Genomic DNA, 13894 nt, shown 5'->3' with positions numbered 1-13894 from the left:
CTTAAAAAAATTTTTATAAAATTTGGTCAGAATGACAAGGACGGCTTATAAGAAAGGGAGAAAAAAACTTCTTTATAATCCCATCCCTGTAGTTCTGTTTTTAAAAAATCATAAAATTGAAGGTTAGGAGTTAAAATATGGTAAATTTCTTACTTCCTGATTTTCTTTTCTAATACTATGACACTTACAATAAATGAAGTTGCCCGGTGTCTTAACCTTCCGATAAACACCATAGAGCGATGGGTACGCCAGGGCAGAATTCCGATACAGAAGACGGCCGATGGTTACATATACAAAAAATCTGTTTTGAAAAAATGGGCCGCAGATCACAACCTTAATTTTTCCTTGCCTGAAAAGGGGGGTCAAAAGGAGCCGGAATCCCGGTTGGAAAATCTTTTGCCTGTAATGGCGCGCGGCGGTGTCTTTCATAATATACCGGGGAATGATGTAAAAACAGTCCTTAAAGCCGCTGTGGAGAATATGTCGTGTTTATCGCAAGATGATCGGAAAGAATTGTATGAAAGACTCCTTGAACGAGAAGAACTTACATCCACAGGAATTGGCAAAGGGGTGGCCATGCCGCATCCCCGTTCACCGCTGTCCGTCCCGCCAAAGGAACCTCTGATAACCACATGCTTTCTTGAAAATCCTGTGGAGTTTTATGCTGTGGATGACAAGCCGGTGTTTGTCATGTTCATCCTTGTGAGTACCTCCACAAAAATGCACCTTCATCTGCTTTCAAGACTGGCGTTTTGTGTTCGGGACAGCTCTTTTGTGGATTTTCTGAAAACCTCCCCGAATTCAGATGATTTGCTTTCGAAAATCGCTGATTTTGAAAAGAAACTCGACTGACAATCATCTTCTTGGAAGCAAAACGAGAAATGGAAAGCAGAATGATAAGCAGTAGATCGAAAAGAATTTTGACATATTGTTTCAGATGACAATTCTCCGGAATGCGGAAATGAAGCGAAGCGGAATTTCCGCACTCCCTGTGGCCTGAAAAATCTTTCGATCTGCTGATAATTTTTAGCTTTCTGCTTATAAAGAGGAAACAGTAAGTTTATGATTCTTCCCAAACAGCTCTCAGACGATAATGGTAAATGCGCCCATTTTTCTATGGAATGCAGAGTTTACAAATGTATTGAAAAAACGGAGGTAGTCCTGCACAAGTAGTGATGAATGAGATTCAGTGTCCCGATAACCGGGGGACTGAACGGGATGCATCACTACCCTTGCAGGACTACCAAAACGAATATGAAAACATGTGCGGAATGTGATGATTTTCCATGTGAATATCTCCATCGCTACAGTGATCAGGCTATGAAACCGCACAATACGAAAGTTTTCAATCTTTGCCGTATAAAAAAACTCGGGATCGAAAAATGGACAAAAGAGGAGGCCGGAGATATTCTTGATAAATATTACTATGGTACTTGGATCTTATAGTTAAACTGGAATATCGGGCCTAGAATGTCATAACCTGACCCCCTTGTGTCCATGCTCTCGCATGCCGCTGATCTCATGGCAAAGAATCCAATCATTGAGAATGCAGAACAATTTCCTGTAGGCGATGTCTAAAGACGCGCCTGATGAGTAGCAGTAATATATAAATATGATGTTATTACAAATAGTTGTAGTCATAACCCGTCGTTTGAGCAGACGGAAAAACCCCCGCCGCTCAACTCTGATATTATAGGATAAAAAATAATAATGTATAGTTCCGCCAAACTTAATGTGATTCAGAAAACAAGGAGCAATCCGTTTTCCTGGAGGGGGCAGTTTACGCCTGAACTGGTCGAATACTTTTTGGATATTCACGCCGACTCTGATTCTCTGATTGCAGATCCGTTTTCAGGAAGCGGGACAGTGTTGCTGGAAAGTCTGAAGAGAAATTTGGATGTGATTGGCTGTGAAGTCAATCCTGCGGCCTATGCAATGTCCAAGTTCTTTAAGATCGGAGCGTTTGCGCTCCCCGAAAAACGGAATTTATGCCAGGAACTGGCCTGCTCAGTCCCGTTGTCAGATTTGCAGGACAAACCGCTTTATCAGAAAGAAAAGTCATCTGACTATCGTAAGGCTTATGAAAATTTTATCCGCTTCTCCAAAAAAGCAGTTGACACACACAGCGGCAGAAACCAGCTTGTGCTGATTCTGAATATTCTCTTTAAAATGGAGAATTGCAGAAAACTGGATATCGGCCAGGCATGGCACAAGGCATATAATGAGATTTCCTCGTTTCTGTTATCACTGCCGGAATCGTCCTCCTCTGTTTCCGCCTTATTGTCCGATGCCAGGAATTTGCATAAGCACATTGAAAGAAAAACAGATCTGATTATTACAAGTCCGCCGTACATCAATGTGTTCAATTACCATCAGAATCACAGGATTATCATGGAACTGCTTGATTTTGATATTTTATCTGTTGCACGTTCGGAATTCGGGTCTAACAGGAAAAACAGGGGGAACAGATTTCTCACTGTGATCCAGTATTGCATAGATATGGCACAGACGCTTTTCTCCATGCGGAAATCAGTTTCGGATGACGGAACAGCCATAATGATAATCGGCAGGGAGTCAAATGTCAGGAAAACGCCTTTCTACAATGGAAGAATCATTAAAGATATATGCAATGAGACCGGACTGTTTTCTGTCACAGACATGTCTGAAAGATTTTTCAAAAACAAATTTGGCACTACCATATATGAGGATATACTGACATTGAAACCTGGCGGCTCTGATGGCAATACTGACAAATCTGCCCGTACAGTCGCAATTTCCCATCTGAAAGAAGCGCTTAAAAGGGCTCCGGACGAATCGCTGTCTGACTTGGAAAAAGCACTGTCATCGGCTGATAATGTCTCATCATCCCCAAAATACAGCTACAGAGGAAAAAAATGAGTCTGACACCACACCATGACAAACTGGCTGCGGCAATAACAAATCCCAAGTGTTCCGCTGACAAAAAATTACTGGAAGAGGTGTCAGACAGATATGAAGACTGGGTTAAATCCTTAAAATCCTTAACTTCTGTCAGGCAGAAGCGTGTTGATCAGATGGTGGACCTGCTCAATGAATATAAAGATTTTTTGGAGGTGAATGTCATAGCCAGACGGGGTTCGGCTTTTCTTAAAAGACAAAAGGGGCAGCTGAAGCTTGACAATTCAGTTTTGGAGGAATTTCTGATATATCTTGTCGATGACAGAATTATCGAAGGCTTGCCAAATGATTTCAGAATTGACTGCGGTCCCCATACAGCTTTTATGTCACTCAGTTTCCGCCCGGAAGGGATTGCATCATTAAATGAAAAACCGTCGGTTGTATTGAAACAAAAGGATCAGGATTTCACAATCGGCACGAAGATACATTATCAGTTTTCGTCATCGTCTGCATTTGAGAATGACAGAACAACAGCCGGAGAGCTTTATTTGTCTGTCTTTGCTGCTGAAATAAAAGTGAATTACGACAAAACCATGTTCCAGGAATGTGCCGGCACAGCAGGCAGGCTGAAGCAGGGATGTCCTGTTGCAAAGTATTATGCACTTGTTGAATATTTGGATATGCTGCCGGAAGATTGCAGACTAACGGAAATTGACAATGTTTTTTTATTGAGAAAGGCCAAAAGACTGCCCGTCAAAAAACGCCCGGTATTGGCAGAAGTTGAAAAACAGCATAAGGATTTCCCCATTGCCAAAGATGTGATATGGAACTTTGTTCAGGAAATGCAGAGTTTCGTAAATGCAGTTTGGTATGATCCAAAAGAAGCCTTAAAAAGAGGTTCATTCGTATAATCATTAGGTTGGGATCAAGAAATTCCGATTCGCTTCATTTTTGCACTCCGGATAATTGGTTATCGGAAGCAACATCCTGAAAAATATTTTTGATCTGCTGAAAATGGAAAAAAATGGTATTTTTCCGCTCTCCGCTTATTTTCAAGTTATGCATGGATAAAAAATGAATGCAAATCATGAAATAATAAAAAAGGTCTGCGATATTCTTATGGATGGTTCGGTTGCTGAAGCAAAGGAAATCATACAAAAACAGTATCCGTTTACACCATTGCTTCGCAATGCCAGACAATACTCAGAATACAAAAAAACTAAGGTATTTTGCAGAGATGGATTTATTGATCGATATTCCGGCGAAAAGATGGTATTTCCTCCAGTGCTACGGCTATTATCAAATATAATGCCAATAGAATTTCCTTTTCATAAGAACTGGAAGATGTCTGAGTGTCATTTAGCGTATTGGCAACTGCTTCCGACAATTGACCATGTCATTCCAGTAACTCGTGGCGGCGAAGATAAAGCGTCTAACTGGGTTTGTACTTCACAGCTTAGAAACAGTATTAAATCGAGCTGGCTATTAAAGGAAGTAGGCTGGAAATTACATAAACCTGGCGACGTTAAAGAATGGGACGGATTACTGAATTGGTTTATGTCATATATTGATATGCACCCGGAGGCTAAAGATGATAAGTATATAAATTCTTGGCACAGGGCAGCGAAAAGAGCAATTAAGGAATTTGCATAACCAGTCACTCCAGCAGGAAAGTCACCCGGGGCGGTTTTCGCATTCGCTCCAACCGCCCCGTGCGCCTGCTGCTGAGTTCAAACGTGTATCAATATGCGCATTTTTAAACCCTTACGATATATTGCAAATTGGATCATGTTCCGGCCGGACGACCGTCTGCTGCTCATGTTCATCGGCATTATTGTCGGCATTTGCAGCGGACTGGCCGCGCTGGCCCTGAACAAATCTCTTGTCGCCATGCTGGAATGGCTCCATCCGTACCGACACCTGTGGTGGGCATTTGTGCTTCCCGCGGCCGGGGCCGCACTGTCTTCTTTGTTTCTGAACAAAATTGTAAAAGAAGGGGCAGGACATGGCGTTCCCGAAGTTATTTACAGCGTCTCCCGTTACAGTAGCAAAACGAAAAATGGAAAGCTGAGTGATAATTCTTTCCTTTCCGCTTATTTTTAGATTAGCCTTCTTGAGATTATTTATGAAAATATATAAGAATGAAAACCATGCGATAATTCATGGTGATGTCATGGAAGTTTTATCAGCTCATATACCCGATGCTTCCGTGGATCTTGTTTTTGCCGATCCGCCATATAACATCGGCAAGAACTTCAACGGCAGAAAAGACAGATGGTCTGATGAGAAAGAATACCTGAACTGGAGTTATGAATGGATTGATCTGTGTATAAAAAAACTCAGACCCGACGGCAGTTTCTATCTGATGGCATCAACCCAGTCAATGCCCCGATTTGACACCTATCTGAGAGAAAAAATGGAAATCCTGTCAAGAATAGTGTGGACATATGACAGTTCGGGGGTGCAGGCAAGGAAGTATTTCGGTTCCCTTTATGAACCGGTTCTTTTCTGTGTCAGAGATAAAAAAAAATATACTTTCAATTCCCAGGATATATTGGTGGAAGCAAAAACGGGAGCAAAAAGAAAGCTGATAGACTACAGAGGGGAAAAGCCCAAGCCCTATAATTCAAAAAAAGTTCCGGGAAATGTATGGCATTTTCCCAGAGTCAGGTACAGAATGGAAGAATATGAGAATCATCCCACGCAGAAGCCTGTCGCCCTGCTGGAACGAATAATAAAGGCAAGTTCGAACCCTGATGACATTGTTCTAGATCCGTTTTCAGGAACTTTTACGACATCATATGTGGCGGAAAAATATGGCAGAAACAGCATAGGCATTGAAATCGAGGAGGAATATGTGAAAATCGGTCTTAGGCGTGTCGGAATCCGGTCTCATTATAACGGAGAAAAATTGCAGAGAGAACCAAGAACATATGAACGGAAAAATCACTCACCGGAACAGATACTGATGTTTACGGAGAGGAAAAAAGGATATGGAACATCAGTTTACCAAAAAAATAATTGAAATTCTTGAAAAAAATTTCGGAGAAAGAGCCAGAGATGTTTTTGAAAAAAGCAGTCTTCTGCAATATCTCAATATCAAGACCAGATCTGCAACCAGAGGTTCAAAAGCAAGGGGAAGTTTTGCAAATTTATATGCGATTTATGTTCTGGTCGAAGATTATATCAGCAATGGTTTTGATGAAAGAGAGGGCTATGAAGATTACGAAGGAGCTCAGTTCAGTGCGATATTTAATCGCCAAAGAGAACTTCCTTTTGGGGCTAAGTTGCAAAATCATGCTCTCAACAGTCGTATGAACGATGAATACAAAAAGTACTTTAAGACTTCTGAATTCATACCAATACTGAGAAATCTTGAAACCAAAAAATACTGGATAAACGAAAATCTTCTCAAGATCAGATTTCATGATGTCGATTTCAATATTGCAAAGACAGTTGTTGATATAATAGATTCATATGTATCTGCCAAGCAGAGCGCATTTCAAAATTTTATAGACACCTGTGAGAAATTAAAGAAAATTCATGAAAGGAACAGTTCCGAGGTCGAATCGTTTATTTACAGTCTTCTTGGTGTTAATATCGATGCAAGGGTGTTTGAAATTGTAAGTTTTTCCATCTTAAAAACTTTTTATAAAGATCAGACCGTCTTCATCGGTTTTTCAATTGATGAAATAAAAGAACATAACCTGATTCTTTACAAAACAGGAAGAACAAATGCAAATGACGGTGGTATAGATTTTGTAATGCGACCGCTTGGAAGATTTTTTCAGGTAACCGAGACATTGGACGTTAAAAAATACTTTCTGGACATTGATAAAATTGAAAGGTATCCCGTTTCATTTGTAATAAAATCAGAAGATTCAATTGATGATATAAAAGAAAAACTGGAAAAAGCCGCTAAAAGAACTTACAGCGTCAGGAAAGTGATAAAAAAATATATGGAATGCATAGAGGAAATCATTAATATTCCTGTTCTCAAAGAACGACTCAGAAAAGTTGTCAAAGAAGGTGAATTGCCTGAAGTTCTTAATGAAATTATAAAACATAGTAAAGTTGAATTTAACTATGAAGAGGGCTAACCAATCATTGCAGCAGACGGCGGGGGCGTGTCCTTAATTGAAGGTTTCGCTAAATCCCCCGCCGCCCCTGAGTTCAGACGTTATCAAGATGCGAATTTTAAACCCCTTACGATATATTGCAAATTGGATCATGTTCCGGCCGGACGACCGTCTGCTGCTCATGTTCATCGGCATTATTGTCGGCATTTGCAGCGGACTGGCCGCGCTGGCCCTGAACAAATCTCTTGTCGCCATGCTGGAATGGCTCCATCCTTACCGACATCTGTGGTGGGCATTTGTGCTTCCCGCGGCCGGGGCCGCACTGTCTTCTTTGTTTCTGAACAAAATTGTAAAAGAAGGGGCAGGACATGGCGTTCCCGAGGTCATTTACAGCGTCTCCCGCTATGGCGGGCTTTTGCGTTTCCGCTCAAGCTTTTCCAGGCTGATATCCAGTTGTCTGACCATTGGCAGCGGTGGTTCGGCAGGGCCTGAAGCCCCGGTGGTTATGAGCGGCGCATCCATCGGATCCAATATTGCAAAATTCTTTTCCTTAAATGACCGGCAGCGGATAACCATTGTCGGCTGCGGTGCCGCGGGCGCGATATCTTCCATATTTAACGCGCCCATTGCAGGACTGGTCTTTACCATGGAAGTAATCCTCGGTGAGTGGACAGCTTTAAACATTGTGCCCATTGCCATGGCCTCGGTGGCAGGCACCGAAGTCAGCCGTATCCTCCAGGGAAACCAGATTCCTTTCAGCCATCGTCAGTTCAGCATTGATCTTGTGGATATCCTGGCCTGTTTTGGTCTGGCCGTCAGCACGGCCCTGGCCTCGATTCTGCTGACCCGGCTCCTCAGATCCATGCGCAAAATATCAGGCAAAGTCCCTTTTCCTCTGTGGCTGCGGGCCGCGGTGGGAGGATGCGCTGTCGGCGGTATCGGCATATTTCTTCCTGTGGTACTCGGAGAGGGATATCACTCTATCCGCACCATGATTGAAGGGGGATTTTCCCAGGGACTTCTTATTGCGGCAATTGGAACACTTGCCAAAATACTCGCCACTGCCCTGACTTTGGGGTGGGGAGGCTCCGGCGGTATTTTTGCCCCTTCGCTGGTTATCGGAAGCCTTGTGGGACTGACATATCACCGGTTCATTGTGCTGTTATGGCCTTCTGTTTCATGGGTAAACGAGGGATGTTTCGCGCTGCTGGGAATGGCAGGCATTATCAGCGGCATGTTACAGGCACCGCTGACCGGCATCTTTCTTATTGTTGAAATCACAGGTGGCTATGATGTCATTCTCCCGCTGATCATCGTCTCTGCCACCTCTTCGACCCTGTGCCATTATATTGAACCGGCATCTTTTTATCTGAAAGAACTGGTTGACAAAGGCCAGCTGCTGAGACCGGGGACAGATGCCCGCGTGCTGTCAGACCTGAGTGTGCTGGAACTTCTTGAAAAAGACTGTATTACCGTAACGCCGAATATGCTGCTCAGGGAATTCATCGAAGTTGTAAAGAAATCCCACCGGAATTATTTTCCCGTGGAAGATGAAAAAACCGGGGATTTCCTGGGGATGATTCATTTGGATGATATCCGGCCTTATCTTTTCAATCCGGTGATGTATGATGCCGTATTTTTGGAGCAGATAATGAATCCCCGGGTTCAGATAGTCCGGCCGGATGATGATTTATCCGAAATTTTACACAGAATGAATAAAAACCGTCTGTTCAGTATGCCGGTTATTGGGAATAACAAATTCCTGGGGATGATCTCAAAGGCAACGCTTCTGGATCAGTATCGGAAAGAACTCAGAGTCCAGACAACCAACTGACAAACCAGTGTTTGGCGATCAGCGCACTTTTCCGGACAGTTATAGTTCCGCCTTCAGGCGGTCTCACACCGCCTGAAGGCGGAACTACGAACTGGTAGGAAATTTTTTTGCCGGACGAGGTTGCAATCCCCGTCCGGCAAAGAAACAGCGTTTGAAAATCAATGTGGCCAAGTATCAGACATGGTGCAAAAATTATCAAATACGGATGAGGAAAATTACATGGAAACTCAATTATTTCATATTTTCAGAAACACACCCCTGGGGAGAGAAACCCTGCTTCAGTCCATCTATTTTTGCAAAAAAATCGGAGCCTCTCCCGCGATCTATATTCCCAAATTCACAAAATTTCTGATGTATTTTGAAAATGACGTGGTTCAGGTTGATCTTGATGAATCCTATCTCACCGCTCCGAATACGGCCAGTGACCATGCAACGGAACTGCTTTTGCAGGGGGGATTTAATCCGCGATTCCTGGAGCCAAAGAATTACACAGCCTCAACACTTCCTGACATACCGACAAATTTTGATTTCATGTGCTGTCCCCGCAGCATCAGCGACCTGTCTTCAAAAATCGGTCTTGGCTATATCGGCCCCAGAGTGAGGCGTATCGTAACTTCCGCACGGTTTCCGGTCCTGATAAGCAGCCCTGTGTATAAGCCCTGGAAGAGCATAACGGTATTCTTCGGCGGGTCTGCCAACGCGGTAAAAGCACTCAGACTGGGATGCCGTATCAGCAGAGTCAGCGGGATCCCCCTTGATGTGTTCACCCACGCGGAGAATCGAAACAAGGAGGTTTATGAAAAAATTATCCAAAAAGAGAACCTCGAAGAAGATATGGCCCTTTATGCGGACAAGTGGCATATTTTTGAGAAGGGAACATTTGAAGAGAATCTTTATGAGGTGCCTCATGACAGCCTTGTCATCCTGGGGGCATTCGGACACGGGCTGATCAAAGATATTGTTTTTGGAAGTAAAATGGAAAAAATTCAGTCAGTTATATCTAATAATCTGCTGATCGTGGGACCAAAATATACAGCGACCACCTAATTCAACAAAGCCCCCCCACCTGCTCTCCAAGAGTCATGCTCCAATTCCCAGCTTCCCACCCGGTAATGAATTGCCGGGCCATTCTCAGATGACTACCCTGAAAGGAGGATATTCCCACCTCCTGAATACACTCTCCGCCTTATTGACTTTTCATGGTGTTTTAAATATCTTAAAACCATAAACGGAAATAAATGACAGGTTCGCCGTCACACAAAAAAAAGGGGGGTCATCATGCTGTTATCCTTAGAAAACACAAAAAACACCGATCCTTATGACACTTTCAGACAGTGGTGTCTGAAAAACGGTTTCAGCGATGTTGTTAATTGCAGGTCAAAAGATGTGGACCTGAGCCGGCTGGGCCAGGCGATTAATCAATATAAACCGCTTAATCATCACAAAAAACGGAAAAACAGAAAAAATTTTTCCGTTTTCGGAGGATGTGTATGATATTCTTCTTTTCGCCCACATAATTTTCCAAACCTCTTCTCACAAAAACATCTCATTCCTGTAAAGTCAGAATCCGCTTCATATGCCGGCATCTCACCATACACGGAAATCAGTGAAAGCAAAATCACCACAGCGTCGGTATTTCTGATCTCATATGTCATGACGTTTTCCCATTCATCACCGCTTTTCATATGCCGGTCAATAAACACCCGGTGTCCGGCATCGGTCAGATGCTTTTCAGGCAGCGTCAGCAGATGTTCAGCCGGCCGGGCAGTTTTTCATTGACACTCAAAGCCATCTCAAGTAAATTAATGAAAATTAAAACGCTATCTATTTTTATAAGACATTGAGAATATGGGACATATTATCTGTATAGCCAGTTTGAAAGGAGGGGTGGGAAAAACAACCACTGCTGTGAATCTGTCTGCGGCTTTTGCCTCGGGCGGAGAAAAAACACTGCTGATAGATTGCGACCCCCAGGGAAGTGCGACAACCGGGGTCGGGTTTAACAAGCAGAAGCTCACCAAAACCCTCTATGATGCTTTGTCTGGAAAAGTTCTGATCGAAGACACGGTTCTTGATACTCACCTTGAACACCTGAAAGCCATTCCTGTTCATAGTGAATTTTTCCGCGCTGAAATGGAACTCATGTCGAAACCGGAAAAAGAAAACATATTGCGCAATCTTCTCACCCGTTTCAAAGATCATTATGATCATATCATTATTGACACACCGCCCTCGCTGAGTCTTGTTTCCATCAACGCGATGACGGCTGCTGATTTTTTACTGATTCCCCTTCAATGTGAATTTTTAGCATATGAATCCCTTATTCAACTGTTGCAATTTGTTCGTCTTATAAAGAAGAAACTGAACCCTGATCTCAGACTGGCAGGCATTCTTCTGACCATGTATGATATGGGAGAAAAAACGTCCCGGCAAATCGCCAAAAATGCCCGGAGTCATCTGAAAAATGCGGTGTTCAGGACGGTTATTCCCCGAAGTGTTCAGTTACGGGAAGCATCAAGTGTGGGAAGACCGATTCTGCTGCTGGATCCTGAGTCAGTTGGCGCACAAAGCTATTTTAAACTCGCGGAAGAAATCATGGCGCGGAGAGCCAAAGATGAGAATCACAAAAAAGACAGTTACTTGTCATTTCCTGGCCATTGACCGGCAATGAAAGAGATCAATTGAATAATTTAAGGAGAGACGAAAATGACAAAAGTTGCAAATTCGCAAGCCATTGAGAATGCGAAAAGTGAGTTGGTCGAGAAGGTAAAGGCTGCTCTCAATCTGAGTGAGATAAAAAAAATTCTTGAAGATCAGCACAACCTGGAAATCAGCGACGATCTTGAAGTCAACAGCGGTGAAATGGTTATTCATAATAATCAGCTGGGTTATAAAATGGAATTCGAAGTGCTGCTGTCTCTTTCTGTTTTACTGGACGGGGATGGAAATTATATTCCTCCGGAAGATACGCCTGAAGAAAATATTGATCAGTTGGGAACTCAGGTGGGGAATATTATTCAGGACGTTGTTGCAGATGAATCATAAATTTTAACTGACCGGAGATTCATATTTTTTCCCCTGATATGAATCCCTTTTTTCCAGCGTATCTTTTATAAGCGTAAGGGTTTCCGATTTTTTAAGAGACCACATCGGCGCGACAAGTTCTTCAGGATGAGGATCTCCGGTAAGCCGCTGAATCACCATTTCCGGGGGAAGATATTCCAGCACATCGCAAATAAGATCAGCATATTCGTGCTGTTCAAGGCAGGTGTATGCGCCTTGCTGATACAGTTTTTCAAGCTTTGTCCCCTTAATGACATAGAGAAGATGAAGTTTGATTCCATGTATGCCTGCCTGTGCAATGGTTTTCGCTGTTTCAAGCATATGTTTTCTTTGTTCTCCGGGAAGGCCCAGGATAACATGCGCGCATATCTTTATTCCCCTGTTCTTTGTGGCATTTACCGCGTTTTTGAAACATCGGAGATCATGCCCTCGGTTGATAAAACGAAGAGTTTTGTCATGGGCGGATTGCAGGCCGTATTCCATCCAGATGAGGTAATTTTTTGCATAATCCCGGAGGAGGTCCAAAATCGGTTCATCCACACAATCCGGCCTTGTGCCGATTGAAAGCCCGACAATGCCGTCAATGGCAAGGGCCTCTTCATAAAGGCTTCTGAGCGTCTCAAATGGGGCATAAGTGTTGGAAAAGGATTGGAAATAGGCAATGAATTTTTTTGCCTTATAACGTCTTGCCAGTGCCTTTTTCCCTTGGAGGATCTGCTCGGTGATGCTGAGACCTTTTGCATAAGCCCCTGTTCCGGATCCCCTGGCATTGCAATAAATGCACCCGCCTGTTGAAAGCGTTCCGTCTCTGTTGGGGCAGGAAAGCCCCGCGTCCACGGTTATCTTCTGAACCCTGCACCCGAAGATGCTTCTGAGATGGGTGTTTAAATCATTAAATCTTTTTTTCATAAGAAATTCAGTCTGTTTTTAGCCTGTCATATTTTTAATGCCGCAACTCTCCGGTGAAAAAAAAGCAGAACGCCGAAGGAGCGGCGATTTTGCTGTCCGAATTCAACGGCAGCCTGCAAAAAGGCGTAGCTATCCGCCGGAATAATTGAATTTACCTCATAAGTGCGGATCACTCTGAGGCCCGGCAGAGTCCGGGAAGAATACATTTTCACTTTCTGCGTGAGTAATAATGAGCTGAGTCCATTGCACGCGTTTTTCTTCCAGTGCTGATTTCAAAATTGCCCAGTCAAAATCCAAAAGCGCTCCGTTTAAGCTGTCAGTTGCCCACATCAGGTCTTCTATTCCCGCGTGAAAACCGTACTCCTGAACACTTCCGATGCGGCAGAAAAATACATCCCATAATGCCTCGCTGACGATGTCTTCGTATGCTTCTCCTTTGTGAAGATGCAAGTCTCGTTCTCCAAAAATGGGTTCCTGATCTATTTCCTGAAGCACAGCAAGCAGCAGGCGATATGACGATTTCCATGTTCCGCAGCGGTTCATAAATCGTCGCACCAGCGATGCATGACTGAGCGTTCGTCTCCCATCCACACCACCGGACATCGCCTGAATAAACACCCAGGATGGTTCTGATTTGCTGTACTGAGCAAGAGCATGAGTCAGAGGGTCAAAATCGCCGTGTTCCCAAACAAATTTCTCACTGTACCTGATCTGGCTTACAGGTTTACGTTCATACAAAAGAGCGATTCCTGCCAGTGACGCAAATTCAGCAGCATGTTCAGACACGCCTTCGTTTACAACGAACCAGGGTAAATCTTTTCTATGAAGATACTTGCATGTGGTCTTATCCGGTTCTAACAGCATAGAATCATGAAGCAGACAAAAGCCGCTTCCCTGACCAATATTCAGGCTTTGGCTGCTATTATGAACACAATTTCGGCATGAAAATAGCTGTTCCATGTTACGATACTCCTACAAAATAGGCCTGTACTCTGGAATAAGCCCATGAAATAATCTTTTTTGTCGTTACTGAACGGGTATCAAATTCCCAACAAATCAGGCCTTCCTTTCTTTTTTTGGTAGTCCTGCAAAGGTAGTGATGAATCCCGTTCAGTCCCCCGATTATCGGGAC

Annotated in this window: 15 protein-coding genes; 12 read left to right on the top strand and 3 right to left on the bottom strand. The window is 43.4% G+C overall.

The window, feature by feature from the left end:
- The first annotated feature begins 177 nt into the window (after window positions 1-177).
- The 10 genes from dnm_RS22230 to dnm_RS22185 all read left to right on the top strand — a co-directional run bounded on the left by dnm_RS22230 (window position 178) and on the right by dnm_RS22185 (window position 9837).
- Window positions 178-852: a PTS sugar transporter subunit IIA gene (locus dnm_RS22230; RefSeq protein ID WP_207679085.1), complete on the top strand. Its 675-nt coding sequence runs from the start codon at window positions 178-180 to the stop codon at window positions 850-852.
- Between the two features lie 402 nt (window positions 853-1254).
- Window positions 1255-1446, top strand: a complete 192-nt coding sequence (locus tag dnm_RS22225; protein ID WP_207679084.1) for a hypothetical protein — start codon at window positions 1255-1257, stop codon at window positions 1444-1446.
- Between the two features lie 264 nt (window positions 1447-1710).
- Window positions 1711-2898, top strand: a complete 1188-nt coding sequence (locus tag dnm_RS22220) for a DNA methyltransferase (protein WP_207679083.1) — start codon at window positions 1711-1713, stop codon at window positions 2896-2898.
- Complete coding sequence (locus dnm_RS22215; protein WP_207679082.1) at window positions 2895-3788, top strand: Bpu10I family restriction endonuclease; 894 nt, start codon at window positions 2895-2897, stop codon at window positions 3786-3788. The genes dnm_RS22220 and dnm_RS22215 overlap by 4 nt, the downstream gene beginning before the upstream one ends.
- 163 nt (window positions 3789-3951) lie before the next feature.
- Complete coding sequence (locus dnm_RS22210; protein WP_207679081.1) at window positions 3952-4530, top strand: HNH endonuclease; 579 nt, start codon at window positions 3952-3954, stop codon at window positions 4528-4530.
- A gap of 93 nt (window positions 4531-4623) precedes the next feature.
- Window positions 4624-4980, top strand: a complete 357-nt coding sequence (locus dnm_RS22205) for a hypothetical protein (protein WP_246556059.1) — start codon at window positions 4624-4626, stop codon at window positions 4978-4980.
- A gap of 22 nt (window positions 4981-5002) precedes the next feature.
- On the top strand, window positions 5003-5902 hold the full coding sequence (gene yhdJ, locus dnm_RS22200) for an adenine-specific DNA-methyltransferase (protein ID WP_207679080.1): 900 nt from the start codon (window positions 5003-5005) through the stop codon (window positions 5900-5902).
- The gene (locus tag dnm_RS22195; protein WP_207679079.1) at window positions 5871-6977 is read left to right on the top strand and encodes a hypothetical protein; all 1107 of its coding nucleotides are present in this window, start codon (window positions 5871-5873) and stop codon (window positions 6975-6977) included. Before yhdJ ends, dnm_RS22195 begins: the two co-directional genes overlap by 32 nt.
- Window positions 6978-7065: 88 nt before the next feature.
- Window positions 7066-8790, top strand: a complete 1725-nt coding sequence (locus tag dnm_RS22190; protein ID WP_207679078.1) for a chloride channel protein — start codon at window positions 7066-7068, stop codon at window positions 8788-8790.
- Window positions 8791-9009: 219 nt separating this feature from the next.
- Entirely contained in the window at window positions 9010-9837 is an 828-nt protein-coding gene (locus dnm_RS22185) for a putative universal stress family protein (RefSeq protein WP_207679077.1), read from the top strand.
- 392 nt (window positions 9838-10229) lie between these two features.
- Here dnm_RS22185 and dnm_RS31680 read toward each other — a convergent pair whose 3' ends face one another.
- Window positions 10230-10514 carry a toll/interleukin-1 receptor domain-containing protein gene (locus dnm_RS31680; RefSeq protein WP_353740348.1) on the bottom strand — a complete coding sequence of 95 codons (285 nt, stop codon included), beginning with the start codon at window positions 10512-10514 and terminating at the stop codon, window positions 10230-10232.
- Window positions 10515-10638: 124 nt separating this feature from the next.
- On the opposite strand from dnm_RS31680, the gene dnm_RS22175 reads away from it, so the two are divergent.
- Window positions 10639-11451 (top strand): ParA family protein, encoded by an 813-nt coding sequence (locus dnm_RS22175; protein WP_207679075.1) that lies wholly within the window; start codon window positions 10639-10641, stop codon window positions 11449-11451.
- 45 nt (window positions 11452-11496) lie between these two features.
- Complete coding sequence (locus tag dnm_RS22170; RefSeq protein ID WP_207679074.1) at window positions 11497-11835, top strand: hypothetical protein; 339 nt, start codon at window positions 11497-11499, stop codon at window positions 11833-11835.
- Between the two features lie 3 nt (window positions 11836-11838).
- Here dnm_RS22170 and mnmL read toward each other — a convergent pair whose 3' ends face one another.
- Both mnmL and dnm_RS22160 read right to left on the bottom strand, forming a co-directional pair.
- Window positions 11839-12762, bottom strand: coding sequence for a tRNA modification radical SAM protein MnmL/YtqA (gene mnmL, locus dnm_RS22165; RefSeq protein WP_207679073.1), 924 nt, complete (start codon window positions 12760-12762; stop codon window positions 11839-11841).
- 156 nt (window positions 12763-12918) lie between these two features.
- The gene (locus dnm_RS22160) at window positions 12919-13722 is read right to left on the bottom strand and encodes a hypothetical protein (protein WP_207679072.1); all 804 of its coding nucleotides are present in this window, start codon (window positions 13720-13722) and stop codon (window positions 12919-12921) included.
- Window positions 13723-13894: the final 172 nt, after the last annotated feature.

It is taken from the genome of Desulfonema magnum, from assembly GCF_017377395.1.
In the GTDB taxonomy this organism is placed as follows: domain Bacteria; phylum Desulfobacterota; class Desulfobacteria; order Desulfobacterales; family 4be13; genus Desulfonema_C; species Desulfonema_C magnum.
This window is presented reverse-complemented; position numbering and strand designations above follow the sequence as displayed.

Excerpts from the sequence above, each read along its gene's own strand:
- dnm_RS22230 (WP_207679085.1), top strand. The coding sequence starts at position 178 with ATGACACTTACAATAAATGAAGTTGCCCGGTGTCTTAACCTTCCGATA.
- dnm_RS22225 (WP_207679084.1), top strand. The coding sequence starts at position 1,255 with ATGAAAACATGTGCGGAATGTGATGATTTTCCATGTGAATATCTCCAT.
- dnm_RS22220 (WP_207679083.1), top strand. The coding sequence starts at position 1,711 with ATGTATAGTTCCGCCAAACTTAATGTGATTCAGAAAACAAGGAGCAAT.
- dnm_RS22215 (WP_207679082.1), top strand. The coding sequence starts at position 2,895 with ATGAGTCTGACACCACACCATGACAAACTGGCTGCGGCAATAACAAAT.
- dnm_RS22210 (WP_207679081.1), top strand. The coding sequence starts at position 3,952 with ATGAATGCAAATCATGAAATAATAAAAAAGGTCTGCGATATTCTTATG.
- dnm_RS22205 (WP_246556059.1), top strand. The coding sequence starts at position 4,624 with ATGCGCATTTTTAAACCCTTACGATATATTGCAAATTGGATCATGTTC.
- yhdJ (WP_207679080.1), top strand. The coding sequence starts at position 5,003 with ATGAAAATATATAAGAATGAAAACCATGCGATAATTCATGGTGATGTC.
- dnm_RS22195 (WP_207679079.1), top strand. The coding sequence starts at position 5,871 with ATGGAACATCAGTTTACCAAAAAAATAATTGAAATTCTTGAAAAAAAT.
- dnm_RS22190 (WP_207679078.1), top strand. The coding sequence starts at position 7,066 with ATGCGAATTTTAAACCCCTTACGATATATTGCAAATTGGATCATGTTC.
- dnm_RS22185 (WP_207679077.1), top strand. The coding sequence starts at position 9,010 with ATGGAAACTCAATTATTTCATATTTTCAGAAACACACCCCTGGGGAGA.
- dnm_RS22175 (WP_207679075.1), top strand. The coding sequence starts at position 10,639 with ATGGGACATATTATCTGTATAGCCAGTTTGAAAGGAGGGGTGGGAAAA.
- dnm_RS22170 (WP_207679074.1), top strand. The coding sequence starts at position 11,497 with ATGACAAAAGTTGCAAATTCGCAAGCCATTGAGAATGCGAAAAGTGAG.
- mnmL (WP_207679073.1), bottom strand. The coding sequence starts at position 12,762 with ATGAAAAAAAGATTTAATGATTTAAACACCCATCTCAGAAGCATCTTC.
- dnm_RS22160 (WP_207679072.1), bottom strand. The coding sequence starts at position 13,722 with ATGGAACAGCTATTTTCATGCCGAAATTGTGTTCATAATAGCAGCCAA.